The sequence below is a fragment of the Pseudomonas sp. Tun-23181 genome (assembly GCF_057415455.1).
The window spans coordinates 3230649-3245556 of the sequence record NZ_CM171630.1 but is presented as its reverse complement, the minus strand read 5'-3'; the positions used below and the strand labels follow the sequence as shown (position 1 = coordinate 3245556).

General features: G+C 63.1%; 20 protein-coding genes. 2 read left to right on the top strand and 18 right to left on the bottom strand.

All coding sequences use genetic code 11. The features are described from left to right. The 18 genes from ACDI39_RS15510 to ACDI39_RS15425 all read right to left on the bottom strand — a co-directional run bounded on the left by ACDI39_RS15510 (position 1) and on the right by ACDI39_RS15425 (position 11875). Positions 1-591 carry a phage tail protein gene (locus ACDI39_RS15510; RefSeq protein ID WP_486536912.1) on the bottom strand — a complete coding sequence of 197 codons (591 nt, stop codon included), beginning with the start codon at positions 589-591 and terminating at the stop codon, positions 1-3. Then, entirely contained in the window at positions 584-1759 is a 1176-nt protein-coding gene (locus tag ACDI39_RS15505) for a baseplate J/gp47 family protein (protein WP_461887801.1), read from the bottom strand. The genes ACDI39_RS15510 and ACDI39_RS15505 overlap by 8 nt, the downstream gene beginning before the upstream one ends. Next, positions 1756-2073 (bottom strand): DUF2590 family protein, encoded by a 318-nt coding sequence (locus ACDI39_RS15500; protein WP_486536911.1) that lies wholly within the window; start codon positions 2071-2073, stop codon positions 1756-1758. The genes ACDI39_RS15505 and ACDI39_RS15500 overlap by 4 nt, the downstream gene beginning before the upstream one ends. Then, positions 2073-4010 carry a phage tail tape measure protein gene (locus ACDI39_RS15495; RefSeq protein WP_486536910.1) on the bottom strand — a complete coding sequence of 646 codons (1938 nt, stop codon included), beginning with the start codon at positions 4008-4010 and terminating at the stop codon, positions 2073-2075. Before ACDI39_RS15495 ends, ACDI39_RS15500 begins: the two co-directional genes overlap by 1 nt. Positions 4011-4013: 3 nt before the next feature. Further along, positions 4014-4160 (bottom strand): DUF6890 family protein, encoded by a 147-nt coding sequence (locus ACDI39_RS15490; RefSeq protein ID WP_371858534.1) that lies wholly within the window; start codon positions 4158-4160, stop codon positions 4014-4016. A 20-nt stretch (positions 4161-4180) separates the two neighbouring features. Continuing rightward, positions 4181-4468 carry a putative phage tail assembly chaperone gene (locus tag ACDI39_RS15485; RefSeq protein WP_461887804.1) on the bottom strand — a complete coding sequence of 96 codons (288 nt, stop codon included), beginning with the start codon at positions 4466-4468 and terminating at the stop codon, positions 4181-4183. Continuing rightward, complete coding sequence (locus ACDI39_RS15480) at positions 4465-4959, bottom strand: lysis system i-spanin subunit Rz (RefSeq protein ID WP_461887805.1); 495 nt, start codon at positions 4957-4959, stop codon at positions 4465-4467. Before ACDI39_RS15480 ends, ACDI39_RS15485 begins: the two co-directional genes overlap by 4 nt. Continuing rightward, positions 4947-5477, bottom strand: coding sequence for a lysozyme (locus ACDI39_RS15475; RefSeq protein WP_461887806.1), 531 nt, complete (start codon positions 5475-5477; stop codon positions 4947-4949). Before ACDI39_RS15475 ends, ACDI39_RS15480 begins: the two co-directional genes overlap by 13 nt. Next, entirely contained in the window at positions 5474-5680 is a 207-nt protein-coding gene (locus ACDI39_RS15470) for a hypothetical protein (RefSeq protein ID WP_461887807.1), read from the bottom strand. The genes ACDI39_RS15475 and ACDI39_RS15470 overlap by 4 nt, the downstream gene beginning before the upstream one ends. Then, the gene (locus tag ACDI39_RS15465; RefSeq protein ID WP_461887808.1) at positions 5677-5895 is read right to left on the bottom strand and encodes a TraR/DksA C4-type zinc finger protein; all 219 of its coding nucleotides are present in this window, start codon (positions 5893-5895) and stop codon (positions 5677-5679) included. Before ACDI39_RS15465 ends, ACDI39_RS15470 begins: the two co-directional genes overlap by 4 nt. Continuing rightward, positions 5895-6344, bottom strand: a complete 450-nt coding sequence (locus ACDI39_RS15460) for a phage protein (protein WP_461887809.1) — start codon at positions 6342-6344, stop codon at positions 5895-5897. The genes ACDI39_RS15465 and ACDI39_RS15460 overlap by 1 nt, the downstream gene beginning before the upstream one ends. 3 nt (positions 6345-6347) lie before the next feature. Beyond that, entirely contained in the window at positions 6348-7463 is a 1116-nt protein-coding gene (locus ACDI39_RS15455; RefSeq protein WP_461887810.1) for a DUF2586 domain-containing protein, read from the bottom strand. Positions 7464-7473: 10 nt separating this feature from the next. Continuing rightward, positions 7474-8154 (bottom strand): phage virion morphogenesis family protein, encoded by a 681-nt coding sequence (locus ACDI39_RS15450; protein ID WP_486536909.1) that lies wholly within the window; start codon positions 8152-8154, stop codon positions 7474-7476. After that, the gene (locus ACDI39_RS15445) at positions 8147-8599 is read right to left on the bottom strand and encodes a phage tail protein (RefSeq protein ID WP_486536908.1); all 453 of its coding nucleotides are present in this window, start codon (positions 8597-8599) and stop codon (positions 8147-8149) included. Before ACDI39_RS15445 ends, ACDI39_RS15450 begins: the two co-directional genes overlap by 8 nt. Beyond that, the gene (locus ACDI39_RS15440) at positions 8596-9057 is read right to left on the bottom strand and encodes a head completion/stabilization protein (RefSeq protein ID WP_461887813.1); all 462 of its coding nucleotides are present in this window, start codon (positions 9055-9057) and stop codon (positions 8596-8598) included. Before ACDI39_RS15440 ends, ACDI39_RS15445 begins: the two co-directional genes overlap by 4 nt. Before the next feature lie 96 nt (positions 9058-9153). Continuing rightward, a complete protein-coding gene (gene gpM, locus ACDI39_RS15435; RefSeq protein WP_486536907.1) occupies positions 9154-9888 on the bottom strand; it encodes a phage terminase small subunit in 735 nt (244 codons plus the stop codon). Further along, positions 9885-10904, bottom strand: coding sequence for a phage major capsid protein, P2 family (locus ACDI39_RS15430; protein ID WP_486536906.1), 1020 nt, complete (start codon positions 10902-10904; stop codon positions 9885-9887). The genes gpM and ACDI39_RS15430 overlap by 4 nt, the downstream gene beginning before the upstream one ends. Further along, positions 10904-11875, bottom strand: a complete 972-nt coding sequence (locus ACDI39_RS15425; RefSeq protein ID WP_486536905.1) for a GPO family capsid scaffolding protein — start codon at positions 11873-11875, stop codon at positions 10904-10906. Before ACDI39_RS15425 ends, ACDI39_RS15430 begins: the two co-directional genes overlap by 1 nt. 162 nt (positions 11876-12037) lie before the next feature. Between ACDI39_RS15425 and ACDI39_RS15420 the strand changes: the two genes are divergently transcribed. Continuing rightward, entirely contained in the window at positions 12038-13888 is a 1851-nt protein-coding gene (locus ACDI39_RS15420) for a terminase large subunit domain-containing protein (protein WP_461887817.1), read from the top strand. Between the two features lie 52 nt (positions 13889-13940). After that, a complete protein-coding gene (locus ACDI39_RS15415) occupies positions 13941-14873 on the top strand; it encodes a phage portal protein (protein ID WP_486538997.1) in 933 nt (310 codons plus the stop codon). The last annotated feature ends 35 nt before the right edge of the window (positions 14874-14908 follow it).

The window sequence follows — 14908 nt, the reverse complement described above, 5'->3', positions numbered from 1 at the left end:
CTACTGGGGGTTCTCTGGAGGCACGACGGCCAATTCGTTGATCACGACCAGACGGCTCGCGCCTTCGTCCCAAGCGGCGTGCAGCGTTTCCTGGTCGTCATGAAAGTGGGCGATCCGCATGCCCAGGGTGACCGGCGTGATCGTGGCGAACTCGTAGCGGCGGCAGGTGCGGCCGTACTGCTGCATCAGCACGCGCAACAGCACAGGGTTGGCGCTCAGCTGGCCGTCGGTGAGGTACAGGCGCACCACGTCCCAGTCCACGCTGTCGAAGCGCTCCTCGATCTCGACGTAGCCGACGCCCAGGCGCTGGAAGATCCGCACCGTGCCGGCGGTACTGCCGGCGTCCACGGCGTTGATGAAGGCGTACTTGACCCTTTTCCGGTACAAGCTCTCGGGCTCGCCCTGGAAACGCTGGATATCGCGCTGCCAGGCCAGCAGATCGAGCACGGTCAGGTGGCAGGTCTCAGCGTCCAGCTGCAGCAGCGGCCAGTTCATCCAGGTCTCGACCCGGTTCCACCAGGCCTGCGCGGCGTCGCGCAGCTTGGAAAGCTCGACGCCCTCGAGCCAGAACGGGAGTTTCAGCTTAAGCACCGAGCACCACCTGGACCGCCTCGAGGCGCGGGATAGTCAGCTGCGAGACGATGTCGTCGTTGTCGAACTGCAGGGACTCGATGCCGGCGAAGGTCTCGTGCAGCTCCTCGCCCAGGCGGCTAAAGGAAAAGCGCGACTGGGGGTAGGTCAGGGTCGGCTGGTAGTCGCTGGCCGTGCTCTCACGGAATGCGGCGCGGATGAACAGCTCGATATCGTTCAGCAGCGCATCCTGGTGCTCTGCGCCGACCTGGGCACGTGGCCAGACGGTGACGCGCACGGTGTGCAGGGTTGCCGGCATCTCCATGACCAGCAGGTCGTCACCATGACCATGGTTGCCCTGGTCACGGATATAGGTGTTGATCGTCTCCAGGTAGCTGCTGGCCGGCGACCCTGCCTCGAACAGCACGTAGGCATTGGCGCTGCCTGGTCCTCGAGGAGCGCCATGCTCGAAGTAGACGCCATCCGGCTCGACGCCGGGGAAGGCCGCGATCATGGCCCGGTACACGGCGTCGGTGTGCCACTGGTTGACCGCGCTGAACTGGTTGCGGGTGCGCATGCGCAGGTCGTCGTCGTGCTCCTGGTCCGCCCCGGGTACGGTCAGCCAGCCGTCGGCGTTGACGACCTGGACAATGCCCGGGATCGGCTCGGGCAGGATCGAGTAGTAACCCGGTGCAAGGTTGAAGCCGCTGCCAGCCTCGCTGGCCTCGACCGGGACCAGGACCTGGGCGTCGCCGTCTTGGAACACGGTGGCTGCCGTTGTCACCAGGACGTAGACGTTGCCGTTGATGGCCACCGACTGCACGCGCACGCCTGCAGGGATCTCCAGCGTGCCGGCGACCGCGCTGCGGGTGAACAGCAGCTGGCCCTGGGCCTTGGTCGACGGCTTGCGGGTGACGTTCACCGCCCAGGCCAGCATGTCGAGCCAGGCCCCGGTGGCCGTCTTGACGAAGAAGTTCGGCAGCACGGTCGCGGTGATGAACTCGAGCAGCCACATCACCGGCTTGGTTACCAGGGCGGTCACCAGGCGCCAGAACGGCGACCAGGCGCTGGTGTTGCTCAGTTTGCTGCCCTGGGCGGCCACCTCTTTCTCCCAGGCCTGGCGCAGGCCTGCCTCGGTCGTCGGGACGCCGGCGTCCTGCAGGGCTTTCTTGAAGTCGACGTCACTCACAGCAGTACCTCGGTGGTTCCAAATGCAACGGTGGTGGCGGTGACCAGGTACTGGCCGCTACCGGTTTCGGTGATCTGCACGGTGCCCGGTACCAGGCGCTCGTCGTTCTCCACCAGGAGCTCCAGCTGCTGGATGCAGTCGGCCTGGCGGAAGCGGTCACGCTCGGCCATCAGCGTCACCAGCAGCCCGCTTTCGCGGATCATGTGAGCGATGTCCTGGGCGATGCTGGCCCGGTCGTCCAGCAGCTCGGGCTGGGCGGACGGGTCCAGGGTCAGGTCGTTGTTGGTGATCAGGAGATCGATGTAGAGACTCATCAGCCGGCCGCCATCGCCATCATGTTTTCCAGCTCGAGCGGGCTCATCGGCTTGCTGGTGTTGATGTTCACCGTGTCGATGTGGTTGCCCCGGTTCTGGGTCTGGTTGTTCTGGATGCTGGTCATCAGCCCGCCAGCGGGCACGGCTTCGGCCTTGGTCGGGCTCAGGCTGCCCACGGGCTTGTAGTTGGCATCAGCGTTGAGGCTGGGCAGGTTGGGCATGCTGCCCAGGCTGGCGTCGATCTCGACGCCCGGGATCTTGTTCAGCAGGGAGATCAGGCCTTCGATCGCTGCCTTGAAGATCGACACGATGCCGTCCCACGCGGCGCTGGCCATGCCTGTCCAGCCGCCCATGCTGTCGAACCAGGCACCCAGGGCCTGCAGCTGCTCGAGGACGAACTGGAACGCGGCGGTATCCATCAGGACGCCGGTCCACTGCTCCCAGTAGGCGATGGCCGCCACGATCACTGCGACCAGGGCCAGTACGCCGATCACCACCAGGGTCGCAGGGTTGGCCATCAGCGCGGCGTTGACGAGCCAGATCGCCCCCTGCCAGATCAGCATCGAGGCCTTGGCCAGGCCCATCGCTGCGATCATGCCCAGGATCCGGGCAATGAACAGCCCGCCCTGGATGGTGTGGGCGATGAACATGCCGATGGACTTCCAGCCGGTCCAGGTCAGCACGGTCCAGACCACGTTGAGGCCGAGCATGGCCATCTTGCTCAGCCCGACCAGCATGGTCAGCGCGCTGATCGCAGCGGTGATGCCCAGGACGGCCAAGGTGGCGATGCCGATCACGCGGGTGATGTTCGGGAACAGCTGGGTCCAGCGGACCATGGCCTTGCCGATCGCGACCAGGCGATCCATCAGCGGCTGCAGGAGCGGGATCAGGGTCTGGCCAAAGGCGATGCGCAGGGCCTGAACAGCGGCGCCGAACTGCTGCCACGGGTCTACCATGGCCTGGGCCATCTGCTCGGCCTGCTCGAGGCCGCGGACCTTGCCGAGCTGGTCAATGCCGTTGCGCAGGCGGTCGGTGTCCTGGGCCAGGGCGCCGATCACCTGGGCGCCTTCGCCGCCGAAGGCCTCGACCAGCTTGGCGTTGGCAGCGGCGTTGCGCAGGTCGCCGAACTTGCCCTGCAGCTTGCCCAGGATGTCCAGCATCGGCAGGACCTTGCCGTTGGTGTCGGTGAACTTGATCCCCAGCTTGTCCGAGGCGTTGCCGATGTTCTCGAAGAAGGCCTTGTAGCGGCCGCCGGCGTCGCCGCCTTCCATGGTGCTGGACAGGCTGCCGATCACCGCCATCTGCTCGGCCAGGTCGATACCGGATGCCGTAGCGATCGCCCCGGCCTCCTTGAAGCCCTCCTTCATCTGCTCGCCACTGGTGCGGAACAGCTGTACGGCCAGGGCGGTCTGGCCGCCCAGCTTCTCGACCCACTGGCTCTTGCCCATGGCGTCGGCCTGCTGCTTCTGCAGGTTGTAGAGGGTGCCGACGTACTCGCCCATCACGTCCTGGTCGGACTTGGTGGCCTTGGCCAGCACGGCGCTGGTGTTGGTAAAGGTGGCCAGTTGCTCGCCAGCCAGGCCCTTGATGGCGCCCTCGATCTTGTAGGCCGAGGCGACGAAGGCTTCCGCGTTCTCGCCGTAGGCCACCGAAAAGTCCAGGGCCTTAGCGTTGAGCGCATCCAGGGCATCCTCGGCCACGCCGAGCGAACGGACATCGCCCAGGGCGCGGTTCACCTCCAGCGCCGGTGCCATCGACGCCTCGATGCCGGTCAGGGCGCCCCAGACGCCGACGAAACCGGTACCGATCTGCTTGATGTTGGTCTCACCCTGGGAGGCCAGATTGTCGAAGCCCTTGGTCACCTTGGCCAAGGGCGCCGAGACCTTGTCGGTCAGGCTCAGGATGAAGTCCAGGCGGCTGGATGCGCTCGCGCTCATGGGTCAATTACCGTTGAAAGCTCGTGATATGCCGTTGGCTATGGCGATCTCCATTCGCCGCCAGTGCTCGTCCTCCAGCCATTTGGCTGTGCCCAGGGTCTCGGGCGATCGATCGGCACCAGGTAGCCAGCGATCGGCAAGGGCCAGCAGTTGGCCCAGGCCGTCGTCGGTCAGGCGCTCAGCGTGGCCGAGCGCTTTTTTACGGTGACTTCAATGGTCGGGGAGTACTCCTCCATCAGCGCGCCGGCGATCTGGATGGCCGCGACCGGGTTGGCCAGCAGAGGCTTGAGGCGCGCTTTCTGCTCCTGGTTGACGGCGGTCATCAGCAGGTTGTGGGAGGGCGCGACCTTGTTGGACTGGGTCATGCTGTTGATGTACTTGGTCATCAGGGCCGGGTCGACGGTGAAGTCGAACTCCTGGTCGCCGACTTCCAGGGTGATCTCGGTGCGTTCGGTCATTGTGCTGCTCCAGGTGTAGTGGGTTGGGTAGGGCAAAAGCTGTCGATGTGGTCCTGCAGCCCCAGGATCATTCGCTCGCTGAGGGCGAGTTGATCGAGGAGGGTGAAATAATCCGGTCGAGCGTTTGGCGAGAGTTCGGCGGCGGCTCCATCAACCATGCCGGCGGTGCCGGTACCGGCGGACACTGAGGCGACGGGGCAGCTGGCTTGGATGAGCAGCCGCTGATCGCCAGTACCGACAGAAAGGCGCAGATCCTGGTTGGTCTTGAGGGCATTCCTCAGCTCCTGAGTGTGTTTGGCGTCATTCGCTGCAGCGGTTGCCAGGCGCTCGGCGCTGATCCTGGCGGCCTCGCGCAGGCCAGATGCTTCTTCCCTTGCGGTGTCGCGCTCCGATCGGGCGGTGTCGCGTTGCTGCAGTACCTGGTCGAACAGGAACCAGGTCCCGCCGGCGAACAGCAGGGCACCGAGCAGTTGGATGATCACGAGGCGCATAACTTCGCTTCGTCCAGCTGGCGAGCGTGCAGACCGCGCACGAACACCTTGTTGCCCTTGGCGTCGGTGACGTACGCCCACACGGGGCGGCCATCCGCGCCCCAGGCGAGCGCCTGGCAGCCTTCGGCGACACGGCCGGCGTTGATGAGCACCAGGGCGCGGCTCGCGCAGGTGGACGGCGTTCCAAAGTGGTGGCCGTGGCTGCTCAGCGCGTCGAAGGTGTTCTGGCTGATCTTGTCGTTGGTCAGGCAATCGGCCAGGGCCAACTGGCCCTTCTCGACCACCATCTGCTCAACCTCGGCGCAGCGCTCCGGCGACCAGTAATCACCGACGACAACCGGGTAAGGACTGGTGTGATGGGTGATGCCCTTGCACACGGTCGGCAGGCCCCGGGCCAGCTTGTCGGCGTAGACGACGTTCTGCCCTTCGCCCTCCCACTTGCCCAGGAATGCCATCAGGGTGCTGCTGCCCAGCACCAGGGCGATCGATCCCGTCAGGATCTTGTTGCGCAGGCTCATCGTTTGCCCTTCCAGTCGCGCACCATTTGACGGTACTTGGGGACCAACAGAAGGATCTGCAGCACCATGTAGAGGGCGGTCAGCATGTAGGCGACCGCCGACCAATCGACGGCGCCGATTGCACCAGTAGCAGCCACGCCGATCGCGGGCGAGGCCTTGGCCAACGCAATAGCGGTGTCCTGGGCGGCCTGGTTCGCGCTCATCGCTGAACACCTTTCTCGAAAATGGATTGGCAGGGGACGCAACGGGTCATGCCGCCGAGTTCGCGGCGCGCCTCGGGGATCTCGTCGTCACAGTCTTCGCAATGAGTGAGGCTCGGACCGGCCGATCGCGCCCGGGCCTTGGCCAGGGCGGCGTCGATCGCCTGGTCACGCTGACGCTGCTCCACGTCCTGGGCACGGTCGAACGGGCAGACCATCAGCGCAGGCCCTCGATCTCGGCGGCGGCCAGGTACGGCACACCGTTGATGCGGATGAAGTCCGGACTGGTGACATCGAACGGCACCTTGTGCTTGTGCTTCTCGCCGCCCTTCGAATCGATGTTGAGCAGGCTGGAGATCTTGGGCTTGCAGCCGAACGCCTCGACGCGGAGCTCGTCCGTCGGGGTCTTGGCGTAGAACAGCGAGTCGAAAGGCTCCAGCTGACGGAAGCTACCGGCAGCGCGGGCCGCGTCGATCAGCAGGTTGAAGTTGGCACTGTCCAGCTCCAGTTCGCCGCTCGCGGCCACGTCGCCTTCGACGTAGCCATCCGGCACGCCGCCAGTCTGGGCCACAGCGCTGTTGTCGGTAATGTCGAGGGTGACGGTTTCAACGTGGATCTGCAGGTCGCCCACGGTGATGTCGAAGTTTTTGCCGCCGATCTTGGCCATGCGTTACTCCTCGTCGTCCTGGCTCAGGTCCAGGGCGATGTTTGCGGTCAGGGTTTTCGGGCAGTTGAGGGGGCGCAGCTTCAGGTACGCCTCTACGGCGGTCTTGCTGGTCCAGACCAGGGTGATCGCATCGTCTGCCGGCGACTCGATATCGCCCGGGAACTGGGTGCCGGCGAAGACAACGGACTTGGCCATGTCACGCAGCGGCCGCATGAGCGCGGTCTTGTTCGCCGCCATCGAAGTCGGGGAGCTGTTCAGCTTCCGATCGGCCACACGCTGGATCAGCAGGATCCGCACGCGGCGGGCCGCCTTGTCGACGATGCGCAGGTACTCGACCACCTGGTAGTCGCTGCCCGGGGCATCGAGCATGTTGCCGTCGCCCCAGAAGGTGCCGGGGTAGTCGGGATAGGTCTGCGGTACCGACAGGCGAGCCTTGTCCAGCTCGGCCAGCACAGCCGATGGCAGAGGGACCCCATCCTTGTCCACCGGCACCTCGCCGAGGCCGACCACTGCGCCGGTGGCCACACGCATCGGGCTGTCGGCGATGCTCACGTCCGCCCGGGCCAGGCGTCCGGCGAGCACGCCCTGGTTGTTGCCGTGCAACTGCGGCACGCACAGCACACGCGGCGCCGCCACATTGGCGACCAAGGCCTTGGCAGTGGAAAGGTAGGTCGACCAGTCCTGGCCCGCGATGATGCCGTCGATCGCGGCCATGATGAAAATGCGACGGCCGTACTGGGCACTGATTTCCAGGGCCTTGGCGTGCATGGCATCGAAAACGGCCTTGTCAGTGACCGGCACGGTGACCACCACGGCTTCGACCGACACATTGTCCTGCTGGGCCTTGTCCAGGGCCTCGGTCCAGTCGCCGCCGGCGGCGATCGGTGCGGCCATGCACGCCCATTTGTCGCCGCCGTTCTGGCGAGCGGCCAGGACCTGGGTCTTCAAGTCCGAGGCAGCGGTCCCGAGCTCCTGGTCGAGGTCGCTCTGGGTGTTGAGGGGGATCAGCTTGCCGACGTTCTTGGTCGCCGGCCCGATGAACAGGAAATAGCGCTCGATCTCGGTCACGGCGCCCTGGCCGAGGTTGAGATTGTTGACGCCGACTGTGCCGAGTGCCATGGATTGCCTCTTAGCGGGGGGAATTGAGGATTTGTTGAAGCACCTGGTTCACCAGCAGGCTGGTGTCCCGGGCATGGGTCGCACCGAGGAACTGGCGCTTGGGCAGCTTGATTTCCCAGCTGTCGGCGCCGGAGGACTCGCCCCGGGCTTCGTCCAGGACGCGAATCAGGACACCGGCCTGCATGTAGCTGACGTGCTCGAGGATCCAGGCCACGGATGGGCGTGTGAGGCGCTTCTTGCCGGCCTGGCGCACCTTGAAGCCCAGCCGACGCAGGCGCTTGGCCTGCTTGTCGGTGGCCTTGGCCCCTTCCTCCACCTTGTTCCAGCGGCGCATCTGCTGGGCCGTGCGGCGCTCGGTAGCGCCGTTGTGCTGCTGGGCAGCGACCCAGGAGGTCAGGTTGTTCTTCCAGCCCAGGCGGGCTTCGTCGGCGGTCAGGCTGGTGACCTGGATCAGCTTGCCCAGGCCGGCCTCCATCTTCTTCTGCCCGGGTTCGGGGTTACGGCGGGGGGCAAAGGGCGAACCGTCCAGGTTCTGCTGGCTGCGGATTCGCTGGCGGCTCATCGTTCGGACGCGCTTCGACACGTTGTTGAGCAAGCGCCGGCGCAGCCGTGGCTCCAGCTGCAGCAGGGCCAACTGTTCGCGCACACCGAGCATGCCCCGAACGTCCTGGTCGAACAGACGGCTAGCCACGGTTGATCACCTCGCCCTGCTCAGCGATCCAGAGGTCATACGGGATGAACGACCAGGTCTTGCCGAACGCCTCGATCTCGCCGGCGTCATCCTCGGCCAGGTACTGGGGCTCCACGAACTCCAGGACCAGCTCCACGTCGAACAGGTCGTTGTCCAGGTCCAGGGGCTCGATGGTGAAAGCCGGCTGCGGAAGGTCATACCGCTCGCGGTCTGGGTCGTGGGTTTCGAGCCAACTGCCGACCAGGGCGACCAGGCGGGACGGCGAGCCGTCGAAGCGCTCCAGGTCGAACACGGCGCGATAACGCAGATCGGCCATGTGCAGGCCGCGCTCGGCTTCCTTCCAGATGAGCTGGATGTCCATCTGCTCGGTCCAGCTGCCCAGCTGCTCAGGGGGAACCAGCTGCCGATCGAGCAGGTAGGTGGTCAGGGCCTTGAGCAGGATCACAGCAGCACCGCCGTGATGCGGCTGCGGCCCTGCAGGGCGCGTACGGCTTGCTGGCTGAAAGCCAGGTAGGTTTCGGCACGTTCAGGGGCTTCCTTGCCGGTGTTCTCGGCCACTTCCCGACGGGTCACGGTGGCGAAGTCGGTCAGGGCGGTGGCCTTGGCCCGGCAGTACACGGCGCGCTTGTACAGCTTCACCTTCAGCGATCGCTCAGGCAGCACCATCGGGTCGGCGGTGGCCACCTCGGTGATGCCCGTGTTTTGCCAGCCAGCCATGAGGCGCTGCAGGTCCGCATTGACCTCGGCCATGGCCAGTTCGAGATGAGTGATCAGCACGTCGCTCAGGTACTCACCGGGCAGGCGGTAAGCCTTCTGGTATTCAGCCAGGGAGAGGTCCGGCCAGAAGCCGTTGTTCTCGATGGTCTGGTCCACCACGGTGGAAGTTCTGCCTGAAAAGCTCATTGCTGATCACTCGAAAAGGGCGGGAGACACCGTTGCCACGGGGCGGGCCATAAATGGCCGACTCGTTTCACGGGTCCCCGCTGGGGGGGTAGTCGGTTACGGGTTTTCGGGTGGTAGTCGCGGTGCCGCCTGCTGTTTGCGCAGTGCCTTGCGGGCGTTCTCGATGCGGGTGTCCACACCGACCTTCGAATACAGCTGCTGAGCGCGCTCCAGGTGCTGCAGAGCGGTGGTCCAGTCCTTGGCCTCCTGGGCACGGATACCGATCAGCTTGTGGTACTTGGCCGGGATCTGTTCCGGCAGGTCCCATTCGCCATCGACACGTGGCAGCAGATCGGACAGGTACGGCTCGGGGCTACGGTGGGCCTTGTATTCCTCATAGGCCCATTCGCAGATCGCGTCCGCGACAAAGGTCTGGATGTCGCGGCGCTTGAAGCGCTCGGGCATCTTCTGGCCTTGCGCGATGGCAATGTCTGCGAGCTCCAGGGCGTCCTCGAACTGCGCGGTGTCGAACAGCCAGACCATGACCTGGACCAGGACACGGTTGGGCATGACCAGGCCGGACTCGACGTAGCGCTGGACGTAGTCCTGGTACTTGGGCAGCAACTCGTTGCGCTTGAGGTCCTGGCGAGAGGCCAGGCCCTGGATCGCACTCAGGCGCTCCAGGTCCTGGTCCAGGCTGGCCTCCATCAGCGCCAGGTGCTTGCGAGCATTCGCGGGGCTGCTCAGCGCCTCGGCTGGGGAGTAGGGCAGAGCAGCTGCGGCGCTTGCCGTAGCTGCCGCTGCCGTGCCCTGGGCCTGAATCCGGCGCTTGTGAGCTAGGGCAAGGCTCATACCGTTTCCACCGAGTCCGATTCCAGGTAGGCGAATTTGCCCAACTGCTCGATCACGTAACCTTCGTTACGACCGTTGTAGTCCTCGACGCGGGAGCGCTTTGGATTCTCGAGCAGGTGGCGACGCCAGCTGGAGTCCTGGAAGTAGATGGACAGGTTGTCCCAGGAAGTGACCAGGATGCCCTTGGGTGGGAAGAACGGGATCAGGAACGAAGGCTTACCGCCGTAAGTGGCGATTACCTGAGCGTCCTCGATGCGCTCTTTCTCGGTCGGAGTCTGGCCTTGTGCGGCGTACAGCCTGCCCTTGTCATGAGCGAGCAGGTCCGAGCCGACGATAGCGATCAAGTCGCCTTCATCACGGAAGACCGGATCGATCATTTGGGTTACGTCATGCACCGCCGCGTCGAGGTTTTCATAGTCACCGCCCTTGCCGATCTTGATTTTCTCAGCAGGGTCGTCGGACTTCAGGACCTGCTCAGGAATCAGCTCACGGGCTTGCTGCAGCCAGCCCTTGTTCACATCCTGGAGCATCGGGAAGTTGGTCAGATTGGTCTGCAAAGCGACATGGGTGCCATGCCAGCCGATCATGATGCGGTCCAGCGCAATACGCTTCTGGACGGCGGCCAGGTACTTTTGCGCGAACTCGGGGAACTTGGCCCAGGCGTCGATCGTCGCGAACTTCAGCGCCACATCGGTCTCAGTGTGGAACAGCTCGTAGAAGTTGTTCTTGAGGTCCAGGAGGTGGCGCGGCTCGCGATCGTTTTGGTCGGTGTCGGTGCGGCTGGTGGCCGGACCATTCAGACCCAGCAGAACCTTCTCGCCCTTGATCTCAGAAACCGGCACGACGTTGATACGGCCCAGGAAGTCCACGCGCTCGGTGATCTGCTCGTTCAGTTCCTGGGCATGGGTAGGCTCCACCGCAAAGGTACGGGCGGCGTTGTCGGTGTTGTACGCCTCGGCCAGGTCGTCCTGGAGCTGTAGATACTGCTCTGCAGCGCGTTGCGACAGGGCGCCCATTAGCGCAGGCCCCCGCCGCGTTTTTTCTCACCAGCAGGGCCAGTGGTACGCTTCACCTGACGGCGGCCGGCCGGGGTGTTGAACATCTTGGCCACGGTCTCGTTCAACTCTTCTACGCGGGCGCTCAGCTCCTTGATCTCGTCCTTGCCCTTGCTGCCTTTGCCGCCCTTGCGGTTGAACTCGCGGTTCTCGTCGGCCTCGTCAACCACGTCCTGGACGGCGGTGCCCACGGCCTCGACCTGCTCCTGACTGTCGTCGGTGTCTACGCCTTCCAGGGCCGGTTCCAGGACAGCCTGGAAGCCGGCCACAATGATTACGAGTTGATCAGTCAGCGCCTTGAGCGCCTTGGCTGTTGCTTCATCCATTGGTTTGGTCTCATCGGGTGAGTTGGGATTGGGAGTAGTGGTGTCGGCGAAGCGCTTGCAGAGGCCGGTCAGGGCGGTGAAGAAGCGGCGCAACTCGCCCGGTTGCTGGCTGCCCTCGCGGAGGGAGCCCAGCTCTACGGCGGCGCAGTAGTAGGAGGTCTTGTCGTAGCGGTTGCCTTTGCGGCCACGCTTGGAGAAATACAGCTCTTGGGTACCCAGGCTCGCTGGCGAGTCGGTGACAGCCAGACCGGTCAGGTAGAAACGGCCGGTGTTGGCGAAGTCCGGGGTGATCTCCACGCTGGTGAACAGCCGCTTGCCCCGGTCATTGAGGTAGAGCAGGTCATCGTTGGGCTTGAGCTGCGCTTCCAGGGCGACCTGGCCAGGCTGCAGTTCTGGGTCGTCGTTCTCGGTGACCAGGCGCACTGCATAAACGGTCCCCAGGGAGCCTGGCTCGCGCTCGTGCTCATCCCAGATGACTGCGGTGTAGACCGAAGGCTTGTAGGTCTCGGCGCAGTCGACCAGTTCCTGCACGGTGATTTCGCGCTTGTCGGCAGTCCAGCCGCTGGTGGCAACACGTTTCCAGTAGGAGACAAGGGAGCGGGGCATGGTCGGTGAAGCGCTCAGTGGTGGTCGATGAGCGCCAAGATAGGGAGCCGATCGGCACTGGCCAAACGGTTTGCTTGAGCGAAATTCCTATTTCCACGATCTAGGAATTTCGCTCACTTTTAGGTCGAGTTTGTGGAGTTTTCGCCGCATAGACTGCGGCGCATGAATTACTCCATTGAGGTCAAAGAGGCGGCCAAACGCCTCTACCTGCGCCGGGCGTCGGTGAAGGAAATCCAGGCTCAGTTGAAGCTGCCGAACGTGCGGATCATCTATTACTGGATCCGCCAGGGCAGTTGGGACGAGATGCTGACCGATGAGGAGCCGGTGACCGCTGTCAGCCGGCGGATCACGCTCATCATGGAAAAGCAGGAAACGCTGACGGAGGGCGAACTGAAGGAGCTGGAGCGCCTGACAGCACTCCGCGGGCAACTGCTGAAACAATCGAATCGCCCGCCTGCGCCGCCGGCGAATGATGCAGTGGATCCCGACCAGGACGAGCAGCGCGGCCAACGCCGTGAGCGTCGAGATCGAGGCGACAAAGGCGAGCGTGGCGGCAAGCGCAAAGAGAAAAAGGCCAAGAACGACATCAGTGCACTGACCGAGGTGGACTTCCTGGAGAAGTTTACCTCCACCATGTTCGGCTATCAGCAGGAGCTGTTCGCCGCCAAGATGAATCCATTGACGGCGCGGATCCGCAATATCCTGAAGAGCCGCCAGATCGGGCTCACCTATTACTTCGCTGCCGAAGCGTTCATGGATGCGGTGCTGACCGGTGACAACCAGATCTTCCTGTCCGCCAGCCGCGCCCAGTCAGAGGTTTTCCGCAGCTACATCGTGGCCTTCGCCAGCAAGTGGTTCGATATCGAACTGACCGGGAACCCCATCATCTTGAGCAAAGATGGTAAGCCCTGGGCTGAGCTGCGCTTCCTGTCCACCAATGCGAATACCGCGCAGAGCTACCACGGTCACCTCTACGTCGATGAGGTCTTCTGGATCCCTCGCTTCGACAAAATCCAGGGCGTAGCCAGTGGTATGGCCGCTCATGCGAAGTGGAGACAAACCTACTTCTCCACGCCCAGTGCAGTTACCCATGAGGCGTACCCCTTCTGGACGGGTGAGACGTTCCGCAACAGTAAACGCGGAAAGAAAGCAGGTGCATGGCCCAGCGAGGCGGAAATTCACGCGGGCACACTCTGTCCTGATGGCCAGTGGCGCAAGATCATCACCTTGGAAGATGCCATCGCCGGCGGCTGCAATCTGTTCGACATCGATCGCCTGCGTTTGGAGAACGACGAAGAACGCTTCGAGCAGCTGTTCATGTGTAAATTCATCGACAGCACTCAGTCGGTGTTCAGCCTCGCGGACCTCGAAAGCTGCTATTCCGACCTTGGTCAATGGAAGGACTACGACCCTACCGCACAACGTCCGTTCGGCAACGCTCCAGTCTGGCTGGGCTACGACCCGAGCCGTACCCGAGACGATGCGACCTGTGTTGTTGTCGCGCCACCTGCGGAGCCTGGTGGACAGTTCAGGATCCTGGAGAAGTATTCCTGGCGTGGACAGTCCTTCACCTACCAGGCCGCCCAGGTCAAGAAGCTCACCGAGCGCTTCAATGTCCAGCACATCGGGATCGATACCACCGGTGTTGGGATCGGGGTGTACGACCTGGTGTGCGACTTCTATCCACGCGCCAAGCAGATCCATTACAGCCTAGAGACGAAAACGACCCTGGTGCTCAAAGCTCAGGATGTCATCCAGGCCGGCCGCATCGAATGGGACGCGGGCTGGACCGACATCGCTGCCGCCTTCCTGACCATCAAGCGCGGTACTACCGGCAGCGGTCAGATCACCTTCAGCGCCTCGAGGACGGACGCCACCGGCCACGCCGACATCGCCTGGGCGGTCATGCACGCCCTGCACAACGAACCTTTGAACACCAACAAGCGGCGCCGTAGTCGCTACCTGATGAGCACAACACATGGCCAAACGACGCAGGAACAACAAGCCCAATAAGCAGGGCGTGCACAAGCCCACACGGGTGTTTACGTTCGGGGAGCCAGAGCAGGTGCTGACCGCCAATATCGGCGAGTACCTGGGCGTGTTCGCCAGCGACGACGGACGAATCTACAAACCACCGGTTTCCCGGGCTGGCCTGGCCAAGCTGCTGCGGGCCAATGCGCACCATGGCGCTATTCCGAAGTTCAAGCGCAACTTGTTGCTGCGTGAGTTCATTCCATCGGTGGGTTGTAGCGCATACACAATGGGCTGCGCAGGCCTGGATTACATGGTGTTCGGGGAAGCGTACTTCCTCACTCATTTTAACTTCGCCGGGCATGCCCTGGAGCTTGAGCATCTGCCGGCCATCAACATGCGGGTGAAGGTGGACGGCGGCTTTGTCCAGTTACTGGCGAATGGTCATGAAGAGGAGTTCGATCAAGACGAAATAATACATATCAAGGATTACGACGTTGAGCAGAACATTTATGGAATCCCTGACTACCTGGGCGGCCTCCAGGCCTTGTTGCTGAATGAAGCGGCCACATTGTTCCGTCGCCGTTATTACAGCAACGGTGCTCACGCGGGTTATATCTTCTATACCAACGATCCGAACTTATCCGAGGAAGATGAAGATGAGCTGCGAGCGCAGATCGGGGCCAGCAAGGGCGTGGGAAACTTCCGCTCAATGTTTGTGAACATTCCTGGTGGGCATGAGAACGCCATCAAGATCATCCCCGTAGGTGACTTTCAAGCGAAGGACGAGCTGGAGAAGGTGAAGAACATCACCAGGAACGACATCATTGCGGCTTGGCGTATGAATCCCGCGTTGGCCGGCATTATTCCTGAAAATAGCGCAGGCTTTGGTGATATCGAGAAAATTGATCGTGTTTATACCAGCAATGAAATCAGACCTATCTGCCAGTTGTTCAATCAAGTTAACGAAGTTCTACGGGACGACAGACGCATTGCTTGGCGAGAGCCTGTCGTGGAGAAACCTTGAAGGCAGTTGACTAGAGGCATTGGGCACCACTTTAT